Source organism: Bifidobacterium aesculapii (genome assembly GCF_001417815.1).
Lineage (GTDB): Bacteria > Actinomycetota > Actinomycetes > Actinomycetales > Bifidobacteriaceae > Bifidobacterium > Bifidobacterium aesculapii.
Window position 1 is genome coordinate 1 of sequence record NZ_BCFK01000042.1, and the last position, 22,960, is coordinate 22,960.

At 64.3% G+C, this 22,960-nt stretch carries 16 protein-coding genes; 6 read left to right on the top strand and 10 right to left on the bottom strand.

The window, feature by feature from the left end; all coding sequences use genetic code 11:
- The first annotated feature begins 1,311 nt into the window (after positions 1–1,311).
- Positions 1,312–2,289 carry an aldo/keto reductase family protein gene (locus BFAL_RS06175; protein WP_055427551.1) on the top strand — a complete coding sequence of 326 codons (978 nt, stop codon included), beginning with the start codon at positions 1,312–1,314 and terminating at the stop codon, positions 2,287–2,289.
- On the opposite strand, the gene BFAL_RS06180 is transcribed toward BFAL_RS06175, so the two are convergent.
- Positions 2,286–3,155: a MurR/RpiR family transcriptional regulator gene (locus tag BFAL_RS06180; protein WP_055427552.1), complete on the bottom strand. Its 870-nt coding sequence runs from the start codon at positions 3,153–3,155 to the stop codon at positions 2,286–2,288. The two genes, BFAL_RS06175 and BFAL_RS06180, sit on opposite strands and share 4 nt — an antisense overlap.
- A gap of 131 nt (positions 3,156–3,286) precedes the next feature.
- Positions 3,287–4,483 carry an SLC13 family permease gene (locus BFAL_RS06185; protein WP_055427553.1) on the bottom strand — a complete coding sequence of 399 codons (1,197 nt, stop codon included), beginning with the start codon at positions 4,481–4,483 and terminating at the stop codon, positions 3,287–3,289.
- A gap of 470 nt (positions 4,484–4,953) precedes the next feature.
- Between BFAL_RS06185 and BFAL_RS06190 the strand changes: the two genes are divergently transcribed.
- The 4 genes from BFAL_RS06190 to phnX all read left to right on the top strand — a co-directional run bounded on the left by BFAL_RS06190 (position 4,954) and on the right by phnX (position 10,930).
- Positions 4,954–5,754, top strand: coding sequence for an ABC transporter ATP-binding protein (locus BFAL_RS06190; RefSeq protein WP_055427554.1), 801 nt, complete (start codon positions 4,954–4,956; stop codon positions 5,752–5,754).
- A gap of 5 nt (positions 5,755–5,759) precedes the next feature.
- Positions 5,760–8,627, top strand: a complete 2,868-nt coding sequence (locus tag BFAL_RS06195) for an extracellular solute-binding protein (RefSeq protein ID WP_201780448.1) — start codon at positions 5,760–5,762, stop codon at positions 8,625–8,627.
- A 270-nt stretch (positions 8,628–8,897) separates the two neighbouring features.
- Complete coding sequence (locus BFAL_RS06200; protein WP_082440423.1) at positions 8,898–10,106, top strand: 2-aminoethylphosphonate--pyruvate transaminase; 1,209 nt, start codon at positions 8,898–8,900, stop codon at positions 10,104–10,106.
- Between the two features lie 41 nt (positions 10,107–10,147).
- On the top strand, positions 10,148–10,930 hold the full coding sequence (gene phnX / locus BFAL_RS06205) for a phosphonoacetaldehyde hydrolase (protein WP_055427555.1): 783 nt from the start codon (positions 10,148–10,150) through the stop codon (positions 10,928–10,930).
- Between the two features lie 235 nt (positions 10,931–11,165).
- On the opposite strand, the gene BFAL_RS06210 is transcribed toward phnX, so the two are convergent.
- The 7 genes from BFAL_RS06210 to alr form a co-directional block, all read right to left on the bottom strand.
- Positions 11,166–12,701 (bottom strand): aminotransferase-like domain-containing protein, encoded by a 1,536-nt coding sequence (locus tag BFAL_RS06210; RefSeq protein ID WP_055427556.1) that lies wholly within the window; start codon positions 12,699–12,701, stop codon positions 11,166–11,168.
- Between the two features lie 30 nt (positions 12,702–12,731).
- Positions 12,732–13,370 (bottom strand): pyridoxal 5'-phosphate synthase glutaminase subunit PdxT, encoded by a 639-nt coding sequence (pdxT, locus tag BFAL_RS06215; protein ID WP_055427557.1) that lies wholly within the window; start codon positions 13,368–13,370, stop codon positions 12,732–12,734.
- An 18-nt stretch (positions 13,371–13,388) separates the two neighbouring features.
- Complete coding sequence (gene pdxS, locus BFAL_RS06220; protein WP_055427558.1) at positions 13,389–14,264, bottom strand: pyridoxal 5'-phosphate synthase lyase subunit PdxS; 876 nt, start codon at positions 14,262–14,264, stop codon at positions 13,389–13,391.
- Between the two features lie 168 nt (positions 14,265–14,432).
- Positions 14,433–16,517 (bottom strand): DNA primase, encoded by a 2,085-nt coding sequence (gene dnaG / locus BFAL_RS06225; RefSeq protein ID WP_055427559.1) that lies wholly within the window; start codon positions 16,515–16,517, stop codon positions 14,433–14,435.
- 118 nt (positions 16,518–16,635) lie between these two features.
- Complete coding sequence (locus BFAL_RS06230; protein ID WP_236691688.1) at positions 16,636–17,943, bottom strand: deoxyguanosinetriphosphate triphosphohydrolase; 1,308 nt, start codon at positions 17,941–17,943, stop codon at positions 16,636–16,638.
- Positions 17,944–17,977: 34 nt separating this feature from the next.
- Complete coding sequence (locus BFAL_RS06235; protein WP_055427560.1) at positions 17,978–18,430, bottom strand: HTH domain-containing protein; 453 nt, start codon at positions 18,428–18,430, stop codon at positions 17,978–17,980.
- Positions 18,431–18,884: 454 nt separating this feature from the next.
- Positions 18,885–20,243, bottom strand: coding sequence for an alanine racemase (gene alr / locus BFAL_RS06240; protein WP_055427561.1), 1,359 nt, complete (start codon positions 20,241–20,243; stop codon positions 18,885–18,887).
- Between the two features lie 359 nt (positions 20,244–20,602).
- Here alr and BFAL_RS06245 point away from each other — a divergent pair, with 359 nt between their 5' ends.
- Positions 20,603–22,036 carry an APC family permease gene (locus tag BFAL_RS06245; RefSeq protein WP_055427562.1) on the top strand — a complete coding sequence of 478 codons (1,434 nt, stop codon included), beginning with the start codon at positions 20,603–20,605 and terminating at the stop codon, positions 22,034–22,036.
- 293 nt (positions 22,037–22,329) lie between these two features.
- On the opposite strand, the gene BFAL_RS06250 is transcribed toward BFAL_RS06245, so the two are convergent.
- A complete protein-coding gene (locus tag BFAL_RS06250; protein WP_055427563.1) occupies positions 22,330–22,857 on the bottom strand; it encodes a GNAT family N-acetyltransferase in 528 nt (175 codons plus the stop codon).
- Between the last annotated feature and the right edge of the window lie 103 nt (positions 22,858–22,960).

The window sequence follows — 22,960 nt, forward strand, 5'->3', positions numbered from 1 at the left end:
ACCCCACACAGGGCAGCCAGGCGGGAGACGGACTGGCAATCAAAAAGACATAAAAGAAGTAGTACAAACACACTCTTGAGTTCTCAAACCACCACACACACCAAACCAACCCGAACACCCCAACCGGAGCACCCGGACCGCTCAGCGGCAGCGAAAGAACAACTTACACCACCCCACCCACCAACGCAAACCCACACCACAAAACAACCCCAAAACCCCCGGAAACACACGCCTCCACCGGCGTGTCGAAAACACACACCAAACACCACGCTACAACCAGCCTACAAACACACACCACACCCCCAACCCCACCATCTCCCATACCAAGACACCACACACAACAATTCACCCACCAGCAACCCAAACAACCAAAACCACCAACAACCCACCACCGGCAACACCAACACCGGCAACACCAACCCCCATGGTGCGGTAACGCAAAACCACCACAACCCCGGAAAACCAACGTTTTCACCACCCACCACACCAGCCAAACACCGCACCATGGGAATATAACAACCAACGCCACAACACGGCGATTACGCAACCGGTGATTACGTGGATGGGGATACGAGAAAGCCACGACGACAACGTCTCGGTGCGTAAAACACGTAAAACCCTGACATGCAACAGGCCACGAAGGACATGACGAGCGAAACTCATCAAGGGATGAAATTCATGACGAGTGACGTTTTGAAAAACATGTCTGGCACAACATCAATGCACAGACGGAACAAGCGGTGTCGGACCCCATTGTCCGCATCTGCCTTTTCATTATGCGTGATTCACGAATCTCTCGGCGCCGCTTTCGGCGCCCGAAGACGATCCGCTACCTGATGTGGCCGGTCTACCGGCCTGTCCGATACTGTGAAACGACTCAGCGATCGCCGTGACGACGGGCGGACTCGGCCATCTTCTCGCGGATGACGCTCTCCGGCACCATGTTGTCGGCGCAGTAGCTGATGAAGCTGGTGAAGATGTTCTTGTTGGTCATGGTTTCCACCTTTCCTTGATTGTGTTCACCAGCAAGCCCTTCGCTTGCTGACACTTCATATGGTAGCCACGTCGCCCCCGTTTTGCAAACGTATGCAGAAACCGGTTTCAAAATCGAATCATACAGCCGAATCTACGGCGTGTCGCGCCTTGCCCGAGACGGCGCGCGTCCACGATGCGACGGTTGCGTTGAACCGTACTTGAAGTGGTTTGATGGGTTAGGGAGACAATGATCCGCGGTGGCATACGCGACCGGCATGCAACGGAACATGCCGGTTGTGCATGCCACCGCACGACGATGCAGACAGGAGCGACGACATGCGTTACCGCAACGTGGGCAAATCGGGACTGAAGATCAGCGAAATCGCGCTGGGCAGTTGGGTGACCGACCTCAAAGGCACCGCCGCCGAGGACGTGGCCAGAAAGACCGTCGAACTCGCGTACGACAACGGCGTGAACTTCTTCGACTGCGCCGACGCCTACTCGGCTGGCGCCGCCGAACGGTTCTTCGGCGAAGTGCTCAACGAGTTCCCCCGCCGCGAACTGGTCATCTCCTCGAAGGTGTTCTTCCCCACCGGCGACGGCGTGAACGACCGCGGCCTGAGCCGCAAGCACATCTTCGAAAGCTGCGAGCAGAGCCTGAAGAACATTAGGACCGACTACCTCGACCTCTACTACTGCCACCGTTTCGACGAATCCACCGATCTGGAGGAGACGCTGCGCGCGATGAGCGACCTCGTCGCCCAGGGCAAGGTGCTCTACTATGGCGTATCCGAGGAATGGGGCGGCGCACGCCTTCAGGAGGCGCAGCGGATCATCGAACGGCTCGGACTCTACCCGATCACCGTCGTGCAGCCGCAATACAACCTCGCCGACCGCTACATCGAGCACGAAATCATGGGCGTGTGCGACCGTCTCGGCATCGGCATCACCACGTTCTCGCCGCTTGCGCAGGGCCTGCTGACCGGCAAATACCGCAAGGGCGAACCGCTTCCCGCAGGCTCGCGCGCCACGTGGCAGGCCGACCACCAGATCAATGACCTGCTCACCGACGCGAACCTCGACATGGTCGAGCGACTGCGCAAGGTCGCCGACGAGCTCGGCACGAACCTGCCGGTGCTCTCGCTCGCATGGATCCTCCAGCACAGGGAGATCAGCTGCGTGATCGCGGGCGCGAGCAAGCCCAGCCAGCTCGAGAACAACCTCAAGGCCTCCGGCTTCGAGATTCCCGCAGACGCGATGGCCGAGATCGACAGGATCACCGGCTTCCACCGCTTCGAGCGCCACGTCGGCTAGGCGCGGTACTCCCTGTCGGCGATCATCCTGCCCGACTGGTCGAGTGCGGTGGAAAACCTGCCGTAGTCGGACAGGATGACGCCCATGTAGAGCATGTCCACGAGCGCGACATTGGCAACGCGTGAGAAGATCGCGTTGCCGTAGATCGTATGCGAGCCCGACCCGGTAATCAGCGTCACATCGGCGGTGCCGGCCAGCGGCGAGCCGACGTGATTCGTCACCGCGATCGTGTGCGCGCCCGCCATCTTCGCGAAACGCAGCGCCTTGACCGTGTCCGACGAGGAACCGGAATGTGAGAACGCGATCGCCACGTCGTCGCCGTCGAGGTGCCCCGCTCCGATCTGCTGCAGGTACGCGTCCATGTTGAGACGGCAATCCAGACCGAGGTACATGAGCTTGGTGAACAGATCGGTCGCCGGCACCAGCGAATTCTCCACACCATAGATGTCGATGGATTTCGCGCCGGCAAGCAGCGTCGTGGCCTTGCGGAACGCCTTGACGTCGAGCGAACGGCGCAGCTCGTCGATGAGCGACGTCGCCCCGGCGGCCGCCTTCGCGGGCACGCTTTCCGGATCGTCCCACGGATTGAGGTCGAATCCCTCCAACGGGTCGAACGTCACCTGGCGTTCCGACTCCGGGTGCCGCAGCACGTAGCGCAGCTCACGGTACCCGCCGAAACCGAGTTTGCGCGAGAAACGGATGACTGTCGGCTGGCTGACGTGCGTCGCCTCCGCAAGCTGGCCGACGGTGAGCCCCGCAGCCTCCTCGATATGGTCACGGATGTAGCGGGCCACGGCACGCTCGGCGGGCCTCAGTGACGGGTACACATGATCGATGCGTTCGCGAATTCCCACCGAAGGCTGCACGGCTTCATCTCCTGCGACAGTTCCACCATCATCTCGTATTTCCGAAGTTGAGACTAGCCTGCGCGGGTGTGCCACCGGATGACGCTACCTGACCGGCAGATGAACCATCCGTTAACATTCCGCCTTCGCCGCTACGGCTCGATGATCCAGCTCAGGCCGATGAGGACGATGAGGAACAGGACGTTGACGGCGGAGTAGACGGCGAGATAGCGCCCCTTGCGGTCCGGATACTTGCGCACGACGTTCTTATAGCCGATCAGGGATGCCATCGAGGCGATGAGCGTGCCCATGCCGCCCAGATTCGTGCCGATGATGAGCGGGCGCCACTGCTCGGTGAACCCGGACAACAGGATCGTGGTGGGCACGTTGCTGATGAACTGGCTGGAGCCGACCGACACCTCCAGCGGATGCGCGTCCACCAGCGAGGCGGCGAGCTCGTAGAATTCCGGCACGCGTTTCATGTTGCCGATGAAGACGAAGAACATCGTGAAGGTGAGCGGCAGACCCCAATCCACGTTGCGGAACGCCTTGCGGTCGCACACGAGGAACGCGGCGAACACGACCACGCACATCAGCCACAGGGGGATGACATCGCTTACCGCGAGCAGGCAGACCACAAACAGCACCGTGTAGACGACGGTGCGCCACCCGCCATAGCCGGCGCCGTAGCCGGTGATGCGGATCTCGTCGGGCCGGTGCCCGCCGCTTTCCGGCGCGAGCACGCCCTGTTCGATGCCCGCGCCGTCCAACGACTGGAATTCGGACACCGGCTTCGAGCCGAACACGACGCACGTGATGACGACGAGCAGCACGGCCGCGGTCGCCGAATACGGCGCCATGATGCCGATCATCTCCATCGTCGGCATGCCGGTGAGCGCCTTGAGATACAGGTTGTGCGCATTGCCGATCGGCGTGAGCATGCTGCCCACGTTCGCGCCGATGGTCATCAGCGTGCCGACGAGCACCGCATGCTCCTCCATATGCGCCATGACGAGCACGGAGATCGCGAACGGGATGAACGTGACGAGCGCCACGTCGTTGGTGATGAGCATCGCGGAGAAGAACGTGAGCGAGATGAGCGCGAGCACCAGACCGCGCGCGGTACGCACATGATGCAGCAGACGCGAGCCGATGATGCGGAACACGCCGATGCGCTGCAATCCGCACACGACGAGCATCAGGCACACGAGCTGGCTGATGGTGCTCATGTGCACGTAGCCTTTATAGTCGGCGTCCGGCGGGACGACGAAGCATGAAATCAGCGCCAGCACCGTGGCGACGATGAGAATCGTCTCGCTCTTCAACAGTCCGATCAACCGGCGCCGCATCGATTCCTCCATGGAACAAAGGGACTTTACCGTAAGTATCCTAACGGAAACCACACATAACTACGTAGTATCGGCGTGCTGCTTTCCGACCGTTCGCCGCAACGCCACCCGATTGCAGCTTCTCGCAATTGGCCTCGCCCGCGTTCCTTCCCGTCGCAAATACGTGAATCCCGCATAAATGAACAGTGAACAGCAACATCGTTCCTACGGCCGTTCCACGACGAAGACTACACAACTACATTCAGCCGACGTAGTTTCACTTGCTGTTCACCACGGTTTCAGGCAACTTTCCCCTCATCGCCGCCCATACCGCGACGCACGGCGGCACGATAGAGATGCAGCGCGGTTCGGCTGCCACGGTACGAGGTCCACAACCGCGATAACTGAATACCGATCCAGGCGCCACACCAGCGGCGCCACCCGCGAAGGCCGCATCCACAGCGGCCGCAGAAGAAGGCAGTTGACGCAATATGCTCGAACTCAAAGACATCACCAAGTCGTTCGGAGACACCCACGTCCTCAACGGCATCAGCCTCGAACTCGACAACGGCAAGATCATGTCGATCCTCGGCCCCTCCGGCGGCGGCAAGACCACGCTGCTCAACATCATCCTCGGCATCACCGAACCGACCAGCGGCCAGCTGATCTACAACGGCGAGGACCTCACCCACGTGCCGATGGAGAAGCGCGGCTTCAACATCGTGTTCCAGGACTACGCACTGTTCCCGAACCTCACCGCCTACGAGAACATCACCTACGGTCTGCGCAACAACCCCGGCATCTCCTCCGAGAAGGAGATCAAGGAGATGATCTCCCTGCTCGGCCTCGAAGAGCATCTCAACAAGCACATCGACGAGCTGTCCGGCGGCCAGAAGCAGCGCGTGGCGCTCGCCCGCACGCTCGTCATGAAGCCGAAGCTGCTACTGCTCGACGAACCGCTCTCCGCCCTCGACGGCGTGATCAAGGAGTCCATCAAGGCGAAGATCAAGCAGATCGTCGAACAGTACGACCTCACCACGATCATGGTCACCCACGATCCGGAAGAGGCCTGCACGATGAGCGACAAGGTCCTCATCATCAACCAGGGCAAGGTGGCGCAGTACGACTCCCCGGAGAACATCATCGAGCATCCGGCCAGCGAATTCGTACGCAAGTTCATCCTCCACCAGCTCGAGGTCAAGCGCAACAACATCTACACCCTGTTCAACGAGGGCGATCAGGACGCGGCCGCCGCCAACGCCCAGCTCGCCGCCGCAGGTCAGGAGGCCTGAGATCCATGTCGGTCGAATCCATCCAGGCGGGCAAACAGCTGCCCAGCATCCGCCCCGAGATCCACAACTACGAATCCCGCCCGTCGAAGCCCAAGCAGACCGAACTGTGGACGCTGCTAGCGATCGTGTCGGTGTGCTTCATCGGCTTCCTCGTCGTGCCGATGATCCTCGTGATCATCCGCTCGTTCACCACCGCCGGCGGGGCGGCCACGCTTGAGAACTACACGACGATCCTCTCGCGGCCCGAGTTCACCCGTTCGATCACCAACTCGCTGACCGTGGCGGCCGTCTCCGCGCTCGTCGCCGTGCTGCTCGCCTTCCTGCTGAGCTACACGATCAACTGCACGAACGTGCCGCGCGGCCTCAAGAAGGCCATCGCCCTGCTCGCGCAGCTGCCGATGCTGCTGCCGACCATCACCTACGGCTTCGCAATCATCTACTCGTTCGGCAAGAACGGCCTGATCACGCAGCTCATCGGCCACCCGCTGTTCGACATCTACGGCTTCAACGGCCTGCTCATCGGCTACGTCATCTACACGCTGCCGACCTGCTTCCTGCTGATCAACAACAGCTTCCAGTTCGTCGACAAGAAGTTCATCATCGTCTCCCACATCATGGGCGACAACCCACTGACGACGTTCCTCAACACCGTCCTGCGCCCGCTGGTCGGCACGCTGGCCGTCGCGTTCATCCAGTCGTTCTTCCTGGCGTTCACCGACTACGGCATCCCGACCTCGGTGGGCGGCACCTACGACGTGCTGGCCATGACGCTGTTCAACCAGATGCTCGGCTCGATCCCGAACTTCAACCGCGGCGCCGTGATCGCCGTGTTCATGCTCATCCCGTCGATCATCTCCATCATCCTGATGACCGTGCTGGAACGCTTCGCGATCCGCTACAAGCAGATCAGCCAGGTCGACCTGCCCAAGGGCAGGAAGCGCGACTGGATCTGCGGCATCGCCTCGGTCGTCACGCTCGTGTGCGTGCTGAGCGTGTTCCTCGTGATCCTGCTCATCCCGTTCGTCCAGGAATGGCCGGACCACCTCGGCTTCACCCTCTCGCACATCGCGAACCTGTTCACCGACTCCCAGCTCACGCAGGTGTTCACCAACTCGCTGTACGTGGCCGTGATGACCGCCATCTTCGGATGCGTGTTCGTCTACGCCGCGGGTCTGGTCACCTCCCGCTCGAAACTGCCCGCGTGGGCCCGCCGTTCGGTGGACGCGATCTCCGCGATCATCAACACGGTCCCGGGCATGGTGCTCGGCATCGCCTTCCTGTTCATGTTCTCCGGATCCCCGCTGCAGAACACGTTCTGGATCCTCATCATCGCGAACATCGTGCACTACTTCGCCACCCCGTACCAGATGATCAAGGACTCCCTGACCAAGATGAACGCGGGTTGGGAGACCACCGCCAAGCTCATGGGCGACAACTGGATCAAGACGCTGGTGCGCGTCGTCACGCCGAACGCGTGGCCGACCCTGCTGCAGATCTTCGGATACTACTTCGTCAACGCGATGGTCACCATCTCGGCCGTCGTCTTCCTGACCGGCGCCCGCACGCAGGTCATCACGACGAAGATCTCCGCCCTGCAGCACATCGCCAAGTTCGACGACGTGTTCGTGCTCTCGCTGCTCATCCTCGTCGTCAACCTCGCGGTCAAGGGCCTGATCGCCCTGTTCACCCGCGACCGTTCCGCCGAACGCGCCAAGGAGGCCCGCAAGGCCAAGGCCGCCGTGAAGACCCCGCAGGTGGCCGCCGCCGCCAGCACCGTGCGCCCCAGCAGCCAGCTCGCCGCCGCCGCGGCCACCTTCCAGCTGCCGAACAACGGCAACCGCCGCGGCCGCAGCCTCGTCACCGGCATCGCCTCGGCGGTGTGCGTGGCGCTGCTCATCGGATTCGGCGCGGTCTCCACGTCCGCCGCGGCCGCGGGCGGCAAGGTCGTCATCTACACGAACGCCGACGAGGAGGCCGTCACCGCCTTCGAGCATGCGCTTGACCGCAACGGCTACAAGGACCAGTACATCATCCAGGAGTTCGGCACCTCCGAGCTCGGCGGCAAGATGCTGGCCGAAGGCAAGGCCCTGGAAGCGGACATGCTGACGATGAGCTCCTACTACGTCGACTCCGCGCAGGAACGCAACCACATGTTCGCCGACCTGACGGACGTCCACTCCAAGCTGCTCGGCAACACGGAGAACTCGAAGGCCCCGGCCTACCGTTCCCCGACCACCGCGCAGGAGGGCGCCATCATCCTCAACACCGAGGCCCTCAAGGCCGCGGGCGTGCCCCGCCCGAAGAGCTACGCCGATCTGGCGAAGCCCGAATACAAGGGCCTGATCTCCGTGCCGGACATGGAGGGCTCCTCCACCGGCTGGCTGATGGTCCAGGCCATCGTCGACGCCTACGGCACCGGCGAGAAGGGCAAGCAGATCCTCACCGACATCTACCGCAACGCCGGCCCGCATCTTGAGCAGTCCGGTTCCGGCCCGCTCAAGGCCGTGCGCGCCAAGGAGGTGGCGATCGGCTTCGGTCTGCGCCACCAGGCCGTCGCCGACAAGAAGAAGGGTCTGCCGATCGACTACGTCGATCCGACCGAGGGCAACTACTCGCTGACCGAATCGGTGGCGGTGCTCGACAAGGGCCGTGCCACCAATCCCAAGGCGCAGAAGATGGCCGGCGTGATCATCGACCAGGGCCGCAAGGAGCTGCTCGAGACCTACCCGACCCCGCTCTACCAAGGCGAGAAGGCCCCCTCGAACGCCTCCAAGCGTTCCAAGTCCTTCCCCGAGGCGCTGACGGTCGACCTGCTCCAGAAGCATCAGGACTTCTCGTCCGGATGCAAGCGACTGGCCGAAGGCGAGGAGTGACCCCTCCCAAGTGAACGCAATCTGAACGCAACTCGCTAACTACAAACGACACTCCGCCCGCAGGGCGAAATCTACGTAGAAATTTGGTCACACTTCATACGTGATTACACTCTGCGGGCGGAGCCATATCCGGGCGCATTCCGCTGCGACGCGGCGATGAACGCCCACATAGACAGACCTCATAACTGAACACCAAGAACGAAAACCAAGACAACCGCGCCCGCCTCCCGGGCAACGACACGGAACGACCAAGGAAAGGAAACGACCATCATGGCCAACGAATACAAGCTGCTCACCCCCGGCCCGCTGACGACCACCCGCACCGTCAAGGAGGAGATGCTCTTCGACCACTGCACGTGGGACGAGGACTACCAGCAGATCACGCAGAAGATCCGCCGCCAGCTGCTCGAACTCGCCCACGCCGACGACGGCGCCCACACCGTCGTGCTCATGCAGGGTTCCGGCACCTTCGGCGTCGAAAGCGTGCTCACCTCCGTGATCGGCAAGGACGAGAAGGTCCTGCTGTGCACCAACGGCGCTTACGGCGACCGTCAGGTGAAGATCTGCGAGCACGCCGGCATCGCCTACACGCAGTACGCCGAGCCGTACGACCGCATCCCCAGCGCCGAGCGCGTGGCCGAATACCTGGACGCGGACCCCTCCATCACCCACGTCTCGATGATCCACTCCGAGACCACTTCCGGCCTGCTCAACGACATCAAGGCCGTCGCGGCCGTCGCCAAGGCGCACGGCTGCACGTTCATGGTCGACGCCATGAGCTCCTTCGGCGGCGTCGACATCCCGGTGGCCGACTGGGGCATCGACTTCCTCGTCTCCTCCGCCAACAAGTGCATCCAGGGCGTGCCCGGCTTCAGCTTCATCATCTGCGACACCGAGAAGCTCAAGGCCTCCAAGGGCAAGGCCCGCTCCCTGTCCCTCGACCTGTGGGACCAGTGGAACACGCTGGAGAAGGCCAACGGCAAGTGGCGCTACACCTCCCCCACCCACGTGGTGCTCGCCTTCTCCAAGGCGCTTGACGAGATGTTCGCCGAAGGCGGCATCCCGGCCCGTTCCGCCCGCTACCAGCTCAACAACGACCTGCTCATCGCCCGCATGCGCGCGCTCGGCTTCCGCGTGTTCCTCAACGACCACCAGGGCCCGATCATCACCACGTTCCTCTACCCGGAAGGCACCACGTTCGACTTCCACGACATGTACGAGTTCATCAAGGAACGCGGCTACGCCATCTACCCGGGCAAGCTCACCGACGAGGAGACCTTCCGTCTGGGCAACATCGGCGAGATCTACGCCGACGACATCGAGAAGGTGACCGAGCTGCTGGCCCTGTACATGGGCGAGCGCGGCCTGCTCGAAGCCGCCACCGGCCTCGATTCCGTGCCGGCCGCCATCGCCGCCATGGACAAGGCGGGCGAGCCGGTCAAGGCCGCCGCCCCGGCGAACGTCAAGCTCACCGCCTGAATCCGTCGAATCCACAGTTCCTATTTCCAAGGAGACACATCATGACCAACCGTTTCGAGGCCGTCATCTTCGATTGGGCCGGCACCACCGTGGACTACGGCTGCTTCGCCCCCGTCAAGGCCTTCCAGGAGGCGTTCAAGGAGTTCGGCGTCGAGCCGACGATGGCCGAGACCCGCAAGCCCATGGGCATGCTCAAGCACGACCACATCGCCGCCATGCTGCGCATGGACCGCATCGCCCGCGCCTGGGAGGACAGGCACGGCGTCGCCCCGACCGATGCCGACACCGACGCCGTCTACGCGCATTTCGAGCCGAAGCTGCTGTCGATCCTCGACGGCTTCGCCGACCCGAAGCCGGGCGTGGTCGAGGCCGTGGCCGCCCTGCGCGAAGCCGGTCTCAAGATCGGCTCTACCACCGGCTACACCGACAGGATGATGGAGATCGTGGTGCCGAAGGCCGCCGAGAACGGCTACGCCCCCGACTTCTGGATCAGCCCTGACGGCACCAACGGATTCGGCCGCCCCTACCCGTACATGGTGTTCCGCAATCTGGAGAAGCTCGGCGTGACCGATGTGCGTCGTGCGGTCAAGGTGGGAGACACGCTTTCCGACATCCGTGAGGGCAAGAACGCCGGCGTGTTCACGATCGGCGTGACCGAAGGAAGCTCGCAAATGGCCCTGAGCCAGGCGGAGTTCGAAGCCCTGTCCGATGAGGAGAAGGCCAAGGCCCGTGCGGCCGCCCGCGACGCGTTCGTCGCCGCCGGCGCCGACGCCGTCATCGACACGATGGCCGAACTGCCTGCCCTGCTGAACCAGATCGCCTGACCCATAGGCTGCAACGGTCCTGCGAGGGGTGCATTCCGCATCTTGCGGACATCCATCCCGCTTACGAGGGGTACCTCATCAGGCGCGAATGGTCTGAAAACGGCTTTGCCGCAATGCGGCAAAGCCGTTTTCGGCCTTTTATAACGGGATAGGAACCCCCTGTAGACGAGATAGATGCTCGCAAAGGATGAAAAGCACCCCTCACAAGCAAGAAAGTGTCATCACGCACCGCGGATTACAGGCCGGTGCCATGGTCCATCCCGTTCAACGAAGCGCAGATCACACGGATGCCCTCCTCCAGGTCCGCCGCATCGGGACGAACCATATTGAGACGGATATGGGAGTCGTCGCTTTCGTCGACGTCGAAGACGCCGCCGGGCATGAATGTGACGCCCCGCTCACGGCAGGCGGAGAGCAGGTCAAGCGCGCGCACGCCGTCCGGCAGCCCTACCCACACGTAGTATCCGCCCTGGGGAACGGTCCAGCGCATACCCTGGGGCGCATACCGCTCCAAGGCCGCCAGCACCGTGTCGCGGCGCGCCCGATAGGCGCGCGCAAGCGATTCGACGTGCCCCGCGATGAGCCCCTCCTTGAGCAGCTCCAGGCATATGCGCTGCGACGACGTGCTCGTATGCTGGTCGACCATCCGGCGTAGGGCCGAGAGCCGCGTAACCACATGCGGGTCGGCGACCACCCATCCGGTGCGCAGCCCCGAGGTGACGGTCTTCGAGAATGTGGACAGGTACATCACGTAACCGGAGTTCTCCATGCCGGCGAGCGGTACGGGCCGGTCGCCGACATCCCCTCCATACCACAGATCGCCGTAGGCGTCGTCCTCGACGATGAGGCACTGGTATCGGCGGGCCATGTCGATGAGCGCGCGTCGGCGTTCGATGGGCATAGTCGTGCCGGTCGGATTGTGGAACGTGGGAATCGTGTAGATGAGTTTCGGCCGGAACCGCGCGCAATAGCCTTCGAGCAGGTCCGTGCGCATGCCGCGCCCGTCCATGGGCACGCCGATGATGCGCGCGTCGGCGGATCGGAACGTCTGCAATGCGGGGAAGAACGTGGATTGTTCGACGAGCACATGGTCACCGGGATTGACGAACGCGCGCACGATCAGGTCGATGCCCTGCTCCGAGCCGGACAGCACCATCACGTTGCGCGCCGCGCATACGACGCCACGCGAGCGCATGTGGAGCGCGAGCAGGTCGCGCAGTTCATCGAATCCCTCGATGGGCGATTCGGGTTGCCCGTCGAATTCACGCGACGCGAACGCCTCCAGGCTGACGGCGCGCAGCAGGTCGTCGGGGATGTCGCGGGGGTTCGGGGAGCCGGTGGCGAAATCCACAGTGCGCGCGGCCACGCCGACGCCGCGTTGAGCACGTTCCACTTCGGCTATGTCGTGGTAGGTGAACCTGTTCGAATATTCGCTGAACAGCACCGACCATGGAGGCGCGATGACGGTCGGCGCGGGAGGCGGTACCGACGCCGGTGACGCCACGGCGTCACGGCGTCGGCCGGCGGTTTCGCCCACGCCCGTCACGAACGTTCCCTTGCCGACCCGGGAGACGGCGAGACCATCGTCTTTGAGACGCTGATACGCCTGCAGGACGGTGGCGCGGTTGACGCCGAGACGCGCGGCCAGCTCGCGTTCCGGCGGCAGACGGAATCCCTCCGCCAACATGCCGGAGACGATCTGCTCGCGCAGCTGCGCGGCCAGCTGCCGGTACATCGGCACGCCGGAGCGACGGTCAAGCTCCAACCGCATGCGAACCACCTTCCTCGCTACGGACCGTGCCTACAGCGAGAGGAACAACTCGTGCAGACGCGTGTCGTCGGTGAGTTCGGGATGGAACGCGGTGGCGATGATGCCGCCCTGCCGCAGCGCCACCGGGTGACCGTCGACCTCAGTTTCCACCGTGGCCTCGGGGCCGACCGAGACGACGTACGGCCCGCGGATGAACACGAGGGGGAATCCCTCGATGCGGTCGGGGTCGCCGGACGCGCCGAAATCGGCGGTGGCGGCGAAGCTGCCGAGCTGGCGCCCGTACGCGTTGCGGCGCACGACGGCGTCGAGCGCGCCGAAATACACGTTCGGATCGTTGTCGAGCCTGCGCGCGAGCAGGATCATGCCGGCGCAGGTGCCGAACACCGGCTTGCCGGCGGCGATATGCGCGGCGATCGGCTCGAACAGACCCGTGGAGCGCAGCAGCTTGCCTTGCGTGGTCGACTCGCCGCCGGGAAGGATCACCCGGTCGATGGACCCGTCGAAGTCCTCGGCGGCGCGCAACAGCCTCCATGGGGCGCCGAGCCTGTCCAGCACGGCGGCGTGTTCGGCGAACGCGCCCTGGACGGCGAGGATGCCGGTCACGCCATGCTTCGCGGCCTGCACGCCATCCGATTCCTCTTTGGTGATGTATTCAACAGCTACGACCATACCGTCTTCCGCTCCCCGTCACTCGCCGCGCGCGGCCATGATGGTCTGGATCTCGTCCTCGTTGATGCCGACCATCGCCTCGCCGAGGTTTTCGGAGAGCTTGGCGAGCAGGTCGGCATCCTGCCAGTTGGCGGTCGCCTTGACGATGGCGGCGGCGCGCTTGGCCGGGTCGCCGGACTTGAAGATGCCGGAGCCCACGAACACGCCTTCGGCGCCGAGCTCCATCATCAGGGCCGCGTCGGCCGGGGTGGCCACGCCGCCGGCGGCGAAGTTGACGACGGGCAGTCGGCCGTTGTCGTGCACGTACTTGGCGAGGTCGTACGGCACGGCGAGCTGCTTGGCGGCCTCGTAGACCTCGTCGTCTCGCAGGGAGACGAGCTCGCGGATCTGCTTGTTCATCGTGCGCATGTGGCGCACCGCCTGGATGACGTCGCCGGTGCCGGGCTCGCCCTTGGTGCGGATCATCGCGGCGCCTTCGGCGATGCGGCGCAGCGCCTCGCCGAGGTTCTTCGCGCCGCACACGAACGGCACGTCGAATCGGTTCTTGTCGATGTGGTAGACGTCGTCGGCCGGGGAGAGCACTTCGGACTCGTCGATGTAGTCGATGTCGATGGCCTGCAGGATGCACGCCTCGGCGATGTGACCGATGCGCACCTTGGCCATGACGGGGATGGACACGGCCTCCTGGATGCCCTTGATCATCGCCGGGTCGCTCATACGGCTCACGCCGCCGGCAGCGCGGATGTCGGCCGGGATGCGCTCCAGCGCCATCACGGCGCAGGCGCCCGCATCCTGGGCGATCTTCGCCTGTTCGGGCGTGGTCACGTCCATGATCACGCCACCCTTAAGCATCTGGGCGAGGTTGCGGTTGAGTTCGGCACGGTTCTGCGTCATGGTTCCATTTCCCTTCGGGTGCCCGGTGCGCATATGCGTTCGCCGCGCACCATTCTTGCGAGCTGTTGTCGCGTACCATTATCGGCGCCATGCACCGCGTATAAGCCAAACCAGTCCAATTCAGACCAGTCCAATCATGGAGTTTATGACCGGGCCAATCCTCACGCGTCAGCCGACTCCGTTGCCGTAGACCTGCGCCTGCAGATCCTTGCGCCGCGTCTCCATCCGTGTGATCTCGCCCAGCAGCGCGATCTTCTCGGGGCCGTCCGCGAGCCGGTTCATCCGATGGCGCGTGACGGCGATGCGCCGCATGAGGCCGGCGTCGAGCAGCTTGGCGAGCAGTTCGTTGGCGTACTGGGTCTCCGCCTTCGTGGGAGCGCGCAGCTGCACGTCGGCTGCGCCGCCATCCCCCTCCGCCATGGCAGCGCCGTCGCCCGGATTCCCGGCGGACGGCAGCGGCAGTCTGAGCACGGCGAGCTCGTTGATGACCGGTTCCAGCATGGGACCGCCCGCCTTGGTGAGGCTGTGCATCCACAGCCCCTGCGGGGTGTCGTTCGTGGGAAGTCCGCCCGCCGCGATGACCGCCCGGAACAGGTCGCGGAACACCGGGACCTCGAAATGTCCATCCGTCAATTCGGCGAACCCATTGGCGCTGACCGCCCTCGGAATCTGGATGAGCACGGACATGAACTGCTGTTCGGCGATGAACACGGCATCGTCAATGCGGAAATACGTCTGTTCCGTCGCATCGCGATGCTCCACCTGCCGGCGCAGGGCGGAGTCGACGCCCATGCCGCCGGCCTCCCCGCGTGCTCCCCCGGCCCCGGCGAAGCGTCGGCGCGGCGTGTACGCGTCATCGGAGGGGACATGCATCCGACGACGCTCCCGCTCCACCTCACGGCGCATGATGTCGAGGTCCACGCCGATGAGTCGGGTCGCGCGGCGTGTATACAGGTCGAGCAGGGACCGGTCTCGAATCTGCGCGACGAGCGGGGCCACCGCCTTGACGGCCCCCATCTGCCCGGTGGCGTACTGGGTGTCGAACCGCCGGATTGCGGAATCGATGACGAAATCGTACAGCGGCTTCGCGTTTTCGACGAGGGAACGGACCGCTTCGTCGCCGCGTTCGATGCGCAGGTCGCACGGGTCGAGGTTGTCGTCCGCCACGGCGACGAACGTCTGCGACAGGAACGCCGAATCCAGGCCGAACGCATGAAGCGCCGCCTTCTGCCCCGCCGCGTCGCCGTCGAACGTGAACACGACGCGCGAGCTGAGGGTCTGGCCCTCGACCTTCATCGGCCCCACCAGCTGGACGGCGCCGAGCGAATCGTCCGCGATGAGCCTGCGCACGATCTTCGCATGCTCCTCGCCGAACGCGGTGCCGCATGTGGCGACGGCCGTGTCCACGCCGGCCAGATGCATGGCCATCACGTCCGTGTAGCCTTCCACGATCACCACCTGGCGCTTCCTCACTATGGACTTCTTCGCCAAGTCGATGCCGTAGAGTACCTGCGTCTTGCGGTAGAGCGCCGTATCGGGCGTGTTGATGTACTTGGCGGCGATCTGGTCGTCCTCGTACAGCTTGCGTGCGCCGAACCCGAGCGTGCGCCCGGTCGAATCGCGGATCGGCCAGGTGACGCGCCCACGGAAATAGTCGTAGACGCCGCGCTGGCCCTGACGGGCGAGACCGGCGTCGAGCATCTCCTGCTGCGTGAACCCCTTGGACGCGAGATGGCGCACCAGGTTGTCCCAGCCCTGGGGCGCATACCCGCAGCCGAAGCGCTCACAGTCCGCCTGGCTGAACGTTCGCCCGCCGAGGAGCTTCCTGGCGGCGAGCGCCTCCTTGCTCATAATCTGCGATACGAAGAACCGCTGCGCCTCCTCGTTGGCCTCGAGCAATCGCGCCCGCTTCGAGCCGGCGTGGCCGTCCGCCCGTCCGGCCCCCGTCTGCTCGTAGTGCAGTTCGATGTGGTACTTGTCGGCGAGAAGTTCGACGGCTTCACGGAAGTCGATGTTCTCCTGCTGTTCGACGAATTTGAATACGTCGCCGCCGAGGCCGCAGCCGAAGCAGTGCCATACGCCGAGCGCGGGGCGTACGTTGAAGCTGCCGGTCTTTTCGTCATGGAACGGGCATAGTCCGACGAACGAACCCGCGCCAGAGGGCTTCAACGCCACGGATGCGGATACGATGTCGTACAGGTCCGCCGCCGCGCGGACCTTCTCCACGTCTTCCTTCTTGATCATTCCGGCCATAACCCACTACCCTACCGCCTTGCACGGGCAGCGGAACATACGTACCGGCCGTATCGCGCACGGCGTGGCATGCTCCACCGGCCGCGCCCTCGGCGGCCGCGCCTTCGGAACCGTGTCTTCAGAACAGTATCGAGTGCAGCGCGAGCGCGGATGCGTCGGTGAACGAGGCGACCTGGTCGACGGCGACGCGCAGACGCTCATCGTCGTTCGCGGCGTGCTCCCAATCGTCGAGGAACTGGCTTTCGAGCACGTCCGAGGGGCGCGGCGAGGCGTCCATGAGCACGTCGACGAGATCGGCCACGATGCGTTGCTCACGCCGATGCATCGGCTCGTGTTCGCCGGGCGCCATCACGAAGTACACGGCCACGCCTTTGAGGGCGACGATCTCGTACGATGTCTCCTCGGGGATGACCACGTCGGCGCCGTAGCGGGTGAGCGGACCCGGACCGTAGGTGTCGCGCGTGGCCTCCTCCACGCTCCAAGCGAACCGGCCGATGAGGTCCGAGGTGATGTTCTTGAGCTGCGCGAGCGCGGCGCGTGAGCCGTTGAAATGCTCCGGGAACATGTCGAGACGGCGCAGCCTCGCGAACGCGGAGACGAGCCCGTCGGGATCCCATTGCGGGCCGTACCAGGAACGCGCGGATTCGACGATGCGGTCGATGACGCGCACGTCGCGCAGGGTGATGGGGTCGAACGCGCCGGTGGCGATGGCGTCCTCGACGTCATGGACGGAATAGGCGATGTCGTCCGCGAGATCCATGATCTGGCATTCCATGGGCCGCGCCTCGGGCGGGGCGCCGGTCTTGAGCCAGCGGAACACGGGTTCCTCGTCCGGGTAGACGCAGAATTTGGCGCTGCGTTCCCCTTTGGGGTGCTTCGCGGCCTCGGCGAGCGTCCACGGGTATTTGACGGCCGCGTCGAGCGAGGCGCGCGTCAGGTTGACGCCGGCGGAGCGCCCGTCCGGGTGGAACACCTTCGGTTCGAGCCGGGTGAGGAGGCGCAGGGTCTGCGCGTTGCCTTCGAATCCGCCGATGTTCGCGGCGATGCGTGCAAGGGCGCGTTCGCCGTTGTGTCCGAACGGCGGATGACCGAGGTCATGGGAGAGACAGGCGCAGTCGACCACGTCGGGGTCGCAGCCGAGCAGCTTGCCGATCTGCCGGCCGATCTGCGCGACTTCGAGCGTGTGCGTAAGCCGAGTGCGGGCGAAATCGTCGGTTCCGGCGACGAGAATCTGGCTCTTCGCCCCGAGCCTGCGCAGCGCCGACGAATGGATGAGCCTCGCCCGGTCGCGTTCGAACGCGGTGCGCGTCTTCGATTTCGGCGGTTCGGGCGCCCAACGCTCTTCGTCGGCCGCGGTATACCCCTCACCGGACGGGATTCGTTCCCTCTCCCCCGATCGGGACATGTCGTGACGGCTGGATTCCATATCGCACCCCCTTCGGGCTCCAGCCTAGCAGCGGTCACGCGTCATGCGATCCGTTGAGGTCGTCGACTTCGGCGCGAAGCCTCTCCACCTCCGATTCCAGATGTTCGATGAGCAGCACCTGCTGCGAGATGAGCAGGTCGCGCAGATCGCGTTTGCCTGCGCGTACGCGCAGCTCCGGCACGAACGGCCGTACCGTCTGATCTTCCTGACCGTCGCGGCGCGCATCCGCGGAGTCGACGTCGGTATTTGATTCCAGATCGGAGCGCCATCGGGATATGCACCGTTCGATGCGCTTGTAGCCGATCAGCGACGCGTCGAGCCCGGCGTCGCGGAAGATCCGGACGGGGGATTCCCCCGCACGGTACCGGCGCATGCATTCGCGCCGGAAGTCCTCGGAATAGCGGATGCGCCCGTTGGCGACCCTCGACACGGCCGGCAGCGACCGCAGATACGCGATCTCCTCGTTGGTGAATCCACCGGTTCCCATGGGGCCTCCTTCCGACGCGAGCTCCCGGTTCGGCACCGCCATGCCGAACCGATTCCAATACCATCATTGATACCGTCGATACAGGCGTCCGGTATATCTGTTCCGGCAATACGCGTCGCGCTCCGAAACGCCGCACGAGCACCCCTCAACCGCATCCGTTCAGTCGAATGGTAGCGACATTTCCCCCGTCACAGACAACCCCTATGCACCCATGGCGCCGAGTCTTATACCCCCTTGGCATACCGCTATTCGCGCAATAGCAGTATCTATAGTCATATACCCCCGAATTAGGGAAAACATGAGAAAAACAAGGGGCACCCCCTTCATCATGGACTGCACCCCGATCATCGAATCTGAATTACTCCAATCCAACAACCGTGGGTGCGGTTCATCATTCAGGGGGAGCCCCTCGACCGCCGCCATGATGCGGCCGCACCGCCGCATCACGCCGCAGCTACAGCAGACTGGCCGGTTCGAGCCTGGCGAAATCCTCAGCGTCGAGCACCTCGGCGGCGTGCTCGTACAGACGCGGGATGCGGTTGCGCAGGCAGGTGAAGACCTCGTAGCTGATGGTGTCCGCCGCGCGCGCCCAGTCGTCGGCGGTCGGCTCGGCGAACTCCTCCCCGCGCCCGGGGCCGAACAGCTCGACCGTGTCGCCCTCGTGCACGCCGAGGTCGGCGGCCGAACCATGCAGGTCGAGAATGAACTGGTCCATGCACACCCGTCCCGACACGCGGTACAGCCTCGGCCCCTGCGTGGTCATCACGCGCACCGGACCGCCCTGCTTCTCGACGTGCTTCGCGCCCTCCATGTCGAAACCGGAGGCGGAGCGATGGATGCCGTCCGCATAGCCCAGCGGCACGATGGCGGTCGAGGTGTCGTCCGGCGTCAGGTAGGTGCGGCCATAGGAGATGCCGTGGCCGGCCTCCACGTCCTTGACCGTGCCGAGCTGCGCCTGCAGACGCATGGCGGGGGTCAGATGCCAATCGCGCGGAGTGCCCATCGCGGGATCGGGCTCGTAGCCGTACAGGCCGATGCCGGGCCGCGTGAGTTCGAAGTGGATCTCCGGGCGGTCCAGCGTCGCCGCCGTGTTGGCCAAATGCCTGATCTCCGGAGCGATGCCGGCAGCCTCCATACGTCGGGTGAAGTCCTTGAAGTTCTCGATCTGCCGGTCGGTGGAGGCGACGAACTCGGGCACGTCCGGCGAATCGGCCACGGCAAGGTGGCTCCACTGCCCGACGATGTGGAACACGCCCTCCTTCGCGAGCGGCACGAGCCCGGCGAGCGCCGCGTCGAAGCCCTTGGGCGTGAACCCGTTGCGCCCGAATCCGGAGTCCACCTTGACGTGCACGCGCGCCGGACGTCCGACCTTTCGCGCGGCTGCGGCGAGCGCGTCGATGCCCGCCAGCGAGCCGACGGACACGTCGATGTCGTTGGCGATGAGCTCGTCGAACGGCACGTCCGCGCCGTTGTAGACCCAGGTGAGGATATGACAGCGGTCCAGCCCGATGCCGAGCTTCCTGAGCAGCAGCGCCTCGTGCGACTGCGCGGTTCCCAGCCAGGTGGCGCCGCCGGCGAGCGCGGCGAGCGCGGCAGGCAGCAGGCCATGGCCGTACGCGTCGGCCTTGACCACGCCCATCACCGCGGTGCCGGAGTGGGGGCCTCCGACCACGTCCACCAGATGCGCCATGTTGTCGCGCAGGGCCCTGAGGTCGACGATGGCCTGCGCGGGGTATCGGCGGCGGGCGGCCGCGTAGTTGGCCCGGCCCTGGTCGTCGGTGAATTCGATTGCGGAAGCTGCGTTCATACTCATGGTGACCCATTGTCGCGCGGCGCTGTGACGTGTCCGTGTCCGCGGCCATATGGCGGTCTTCGCACGCCACTGAGGCACCGTCCGTCTGCGCCCGACGCGACCGGCGCCGCCATGCGTGAACCGGGTGGGCGGACCGATGCCCGCGACGCATGGTGAGACGGCGCGCGACCGTTTTCCCCACCCCGCCCTATACTTGTCGTCCACACGGTTCACACCCCGTTCGCCCGCAGGCCATCCGTCAGACAGGCTTCGCGCGGGAAAGCGGCGGCACCGTTTCAAGACTCCCGGCGTTGAGGCGTGTCGGGGTCCCGGAATTCCGTCCGGTCAAGCCCATTCCACTTATTCATGAGAGAAGAACCATGAATCTGTTCCGTAAGAAAACGGTGGATCAGCTTGTCGCCGAATCCACCCCGCTCAAGCGTACGATGCACACGTTCGATCTGACGATGCTCGGCATCGGCGCGATCATCGGCACCGGCATCTTCGTACTGACCGGCAAGGGCGCGCTCACCGCCGGCCCGGCGCTGTCGGTCTCCTTCCTGCTTGCGGCCATCTGCTGCGGTTTCGCAGGCCTGTGCTATGCGGAGTTCGCATCGATGGCCCCCGTATCCGGTTCGGCGTACTCGTACGCATACCTGGCGTTCGGCGAACTCATCGCGTTCGTGATCGGTTGGGATCTGATCCTCGAATACGCGCTGCAGGCCGCCACCGTGTCCGCCGGATGGTCCGGCTACTTCAACAAGCTGCTCGAAGGATTCGGGCTGCATCTGCCGGTCGAACTGACCGCCGCGTACGGCACCACGCCGGGCGTGACCACCTACTTCAACCTTCCCGGCTTCGTGATCGTGCTCATCATCACATGGGTGCTGTCGATCGGCATCAACCAGACGAAGCGCACCAACGACATCATGGTGATGATCAAGCTCGTGATCATCGTCCTGTTCATCGTGTGCACCGTGTGGTACGTGAACCCGGCCAACTGGAAGCCGTTCTCCCCGTACGGCGTGTACACGTTCCAGCCCGGTTCGACGCAGCCGTACGGCATCGTGCCGGCCGCGTCGATCGTGTTCTTCAGCTTCATCGGCTTCGACGCCGTCTCCTCCTCCGCCGAGGAGACCGTCAACCCGAACAAGACGCTGCCGCGCGGCATCCTCTACTCGCTGGCCATCTCCACCGTGCTGTACATCGTGATGACGCTCATCATGACCGGCATCGTGCCCTACCAGAAGTTCGCGGAATTCATCGACGCGCCGGTCGCCGGCGTGATCCTCGCCACCGGCATGAACTGGCTGGCGTTCATCGTGAACCTCGGCGCGCTCATCGGCATGACCACGGTGATGCTCGTGCAGCTGTACGGCCAGTCGCGCATCTGCTATGCGATGAGCCGCGACGGCCTGTTCCCAGAGTTCTTCGGGCACGTGCACGAGAAGTACCGCACCCCGTTCAAGGGCACGTGGTTCTTCGGTATCCTCACGGCCGTCGCCGGCGGTTTCATCAACATCAACGTGCTGTTCGAGCTGGTGAACATCGGCACGCTGACCGCGTTCATCATCGTCTCCGCCGGCATCCTGTGGATGCGCAGGACGGCGCCGGACGCGCACCGCGGCTTCAAGGCGCCGGGCGTGCCGTTCACGCCGATCATCTCCATCGCGTTCTGCCTGGTGCTCATCGCCGGCCTGAACTGGGAGACCTGGGTACGGTTCGCCATCTGGTTCGGCCTCGGCCTGCTGGTCTACTTCGGCTACAGCCGCAAGCGCTCCAAGCTCAACGCCGCGGCCGAGCCCGCGAAGTAGGCGCCTGAAGGCCACCGCTCCAACGGCTCGAATATGAATTGAGGTGGCTCTCCCCGTGGGGAGAGCCACCTCAATTCATATAAACCCATACAAAGCCACACGACACACCACCCACAGTCCCCGTACCAAACCGACGGTATCCGCTCTTTACAGCGCCAAACGGACGATTCACCCCCTCAAAACCGTCAGTTTGACGCTGTAAATCCATGAGAACGGTGCTTTCACACCCCCTATTCGCCCCGGCAGGCTCCGGCAGGCCCCATCCCAGGCCTCATCCCAAGCTCTCTGCCGGCTCACCACTCGTGGCGCTGATAGGCGATACGCGTCGTATCGGTCGGCCGGTCCAGCAGCTGGATGAGCCCGCAACGGGCGAATCCACTGGTTTCCAGCACATGCTGCATGGCCTTGTTGTTGGGGTGGGTGTCGGCGCGCACATTGCCGTAGTGCTTGAGCGCCCACGCGATGCAGTCCCGGGCCGCGTGCCGGACCAATCCGGACGAGGCGATGCGGTGGATCGTCACGTAGGCGTCGTCGTCGAGCCACGCGCCGTCGATGTGCGCGTAGGTCGGGTCCTTGCCCGGGCAGAGCGCGAACTGCGCGAGGATGCGTTCGTGGCCGTCCTTCGCGTCGACGAGCAGGATCGTACGCTGGTTGGCGATGTCGTCGCGCACGACCTCCTCGCGGGGGAACGTGCCGCCCCATTGCGTGGGATTCCCGTTCGCCGCCATCAGTGCGCGCGCATGCTCGTAGATCTTCAGCATGTGCGGCAGATCATGCATGGTCGCATGACGGAACCGACGGCCCGACGGCCTGCGCGTCATATTCGGATGGATCACCGCTCACCTCTCCACCATGCCGGTCGCCCCGCCATGCCGGTTGCCGGCGGGACGACCGGCGGTTTACTGTCGGCAAACCCACCATGCC

What these genes read in the sequence shown, in the direction of transcription:
- BFAL_RS06235 (WP_055427560.1), bottom strand. Translation starts at nt 18,430, where the DNA reads ATGGGAACCGGTGGATTCACCAACGAGGAGATCGCGTATCTGCGGTCG.
- BFAL_RS06200 (WP_082440423.1), top strand. Translation starts at nt 8,898, where the DNA reads ATGGCCAACGAATACAAGCTGCTCACCCCCGGCCCGCTGACGACCACC.
- BFAL_RS06195 (WP_201780448.1), top strand. Translation starts at nt 5,760, where the DNA reads ATGTCGGTCGAATCCATCCAGGCGGGCAAACAGCTGCCCAGCATCCGC.
- pdxS (WP_055427558.1), bottom strand. Translation starts at nt 14,264, where the DNA reads ATGACGCAGAACCGTGCCGAACTCAACCGCAACCTCGCCCAGATGCTT.
- BFAL_RS06190 (WP_055427554.1), top strand. Translation starts at nt 4,954, where the DNA reads ATGCTCGAACTCAAAGACATCACCAAGTCGTTCGGAGACACCCACGTC.
- BFAL_RS06185 (WP_055427553.1), bottom strand. Translation starts at nt 4,483, where the DNA reads ATGCGGCGCCGGTTGATCGGACTGTTGAAGAGCGAGACGATTCTCATC.
- BFAL_RS06175 (WP_055427551.1), top strand. Translation starts at nt 1,312, where the DNA reads ATGCGTTACCGCAACGTGGGCAAATCGGGACTGAAGATCAGCGAAATC.
- BFAL_RS06230 (WP_236691688.1), bottom strand. Translation starts at nt 17,943, where the DNA reads ATGGAATCCAGCCGTCACGACATGTCCCGATCGGGGGAGAGGGAACGA.
- pdxT (WP_055427557.1), bottom strand. Translation starts at nt 13,370, where the DNA reads ATGGTCGTAGCTGTTGAATACATCACCAAAGAGGAATCGGATGGCGTG.
- alr (WP_055427561.1), bottom strand. Translation starts at nt 20,243, where the DNA reads ATGAGTATGAACGCAGCTTCCGCAATCGAATTCACCGACGACCAGGGC.
- BFAL_RS06245 (WP_055427562.1), top strand. Translation starts at nt 20,603, where the DNA reads ATGAATCTGTTCCGTAAGAAAACGGTGGATCAGCTTGTCGCCGAATCC.
- dnaG (WP_055427559.1), bottom strand. Translation starts at nt 16,517, where the DNA reads ATGGCCGGAATGATCAAGAAGGAAGACGTGGAGAAGGTCCGCGCGGCG.
- BFAL_RS06210 (WP_055427556.1), bottom strand. Translation starts at nt 12,701, where the DNA reads ATGCGGTTGGAGCTTGACCGTCGCTCCGGCGTGCCGATGTACCGGCAG.
- phnX (WP_055427555.1), top strand. Translation starts at nt 10,148, where the DNA reads ATGACCAACCGTTTCGAGGCCGTCATCTTCGATTGGGCCGGCACCACC.
- BFAL_RS06250 (WP_055427563.1), bottom strand. Translation starts at nt 22,857, where the DNA reads ATGACGCGCAGGCCGTCGGGCCGTCGGTTCCGTCATGCGACCATGCAT.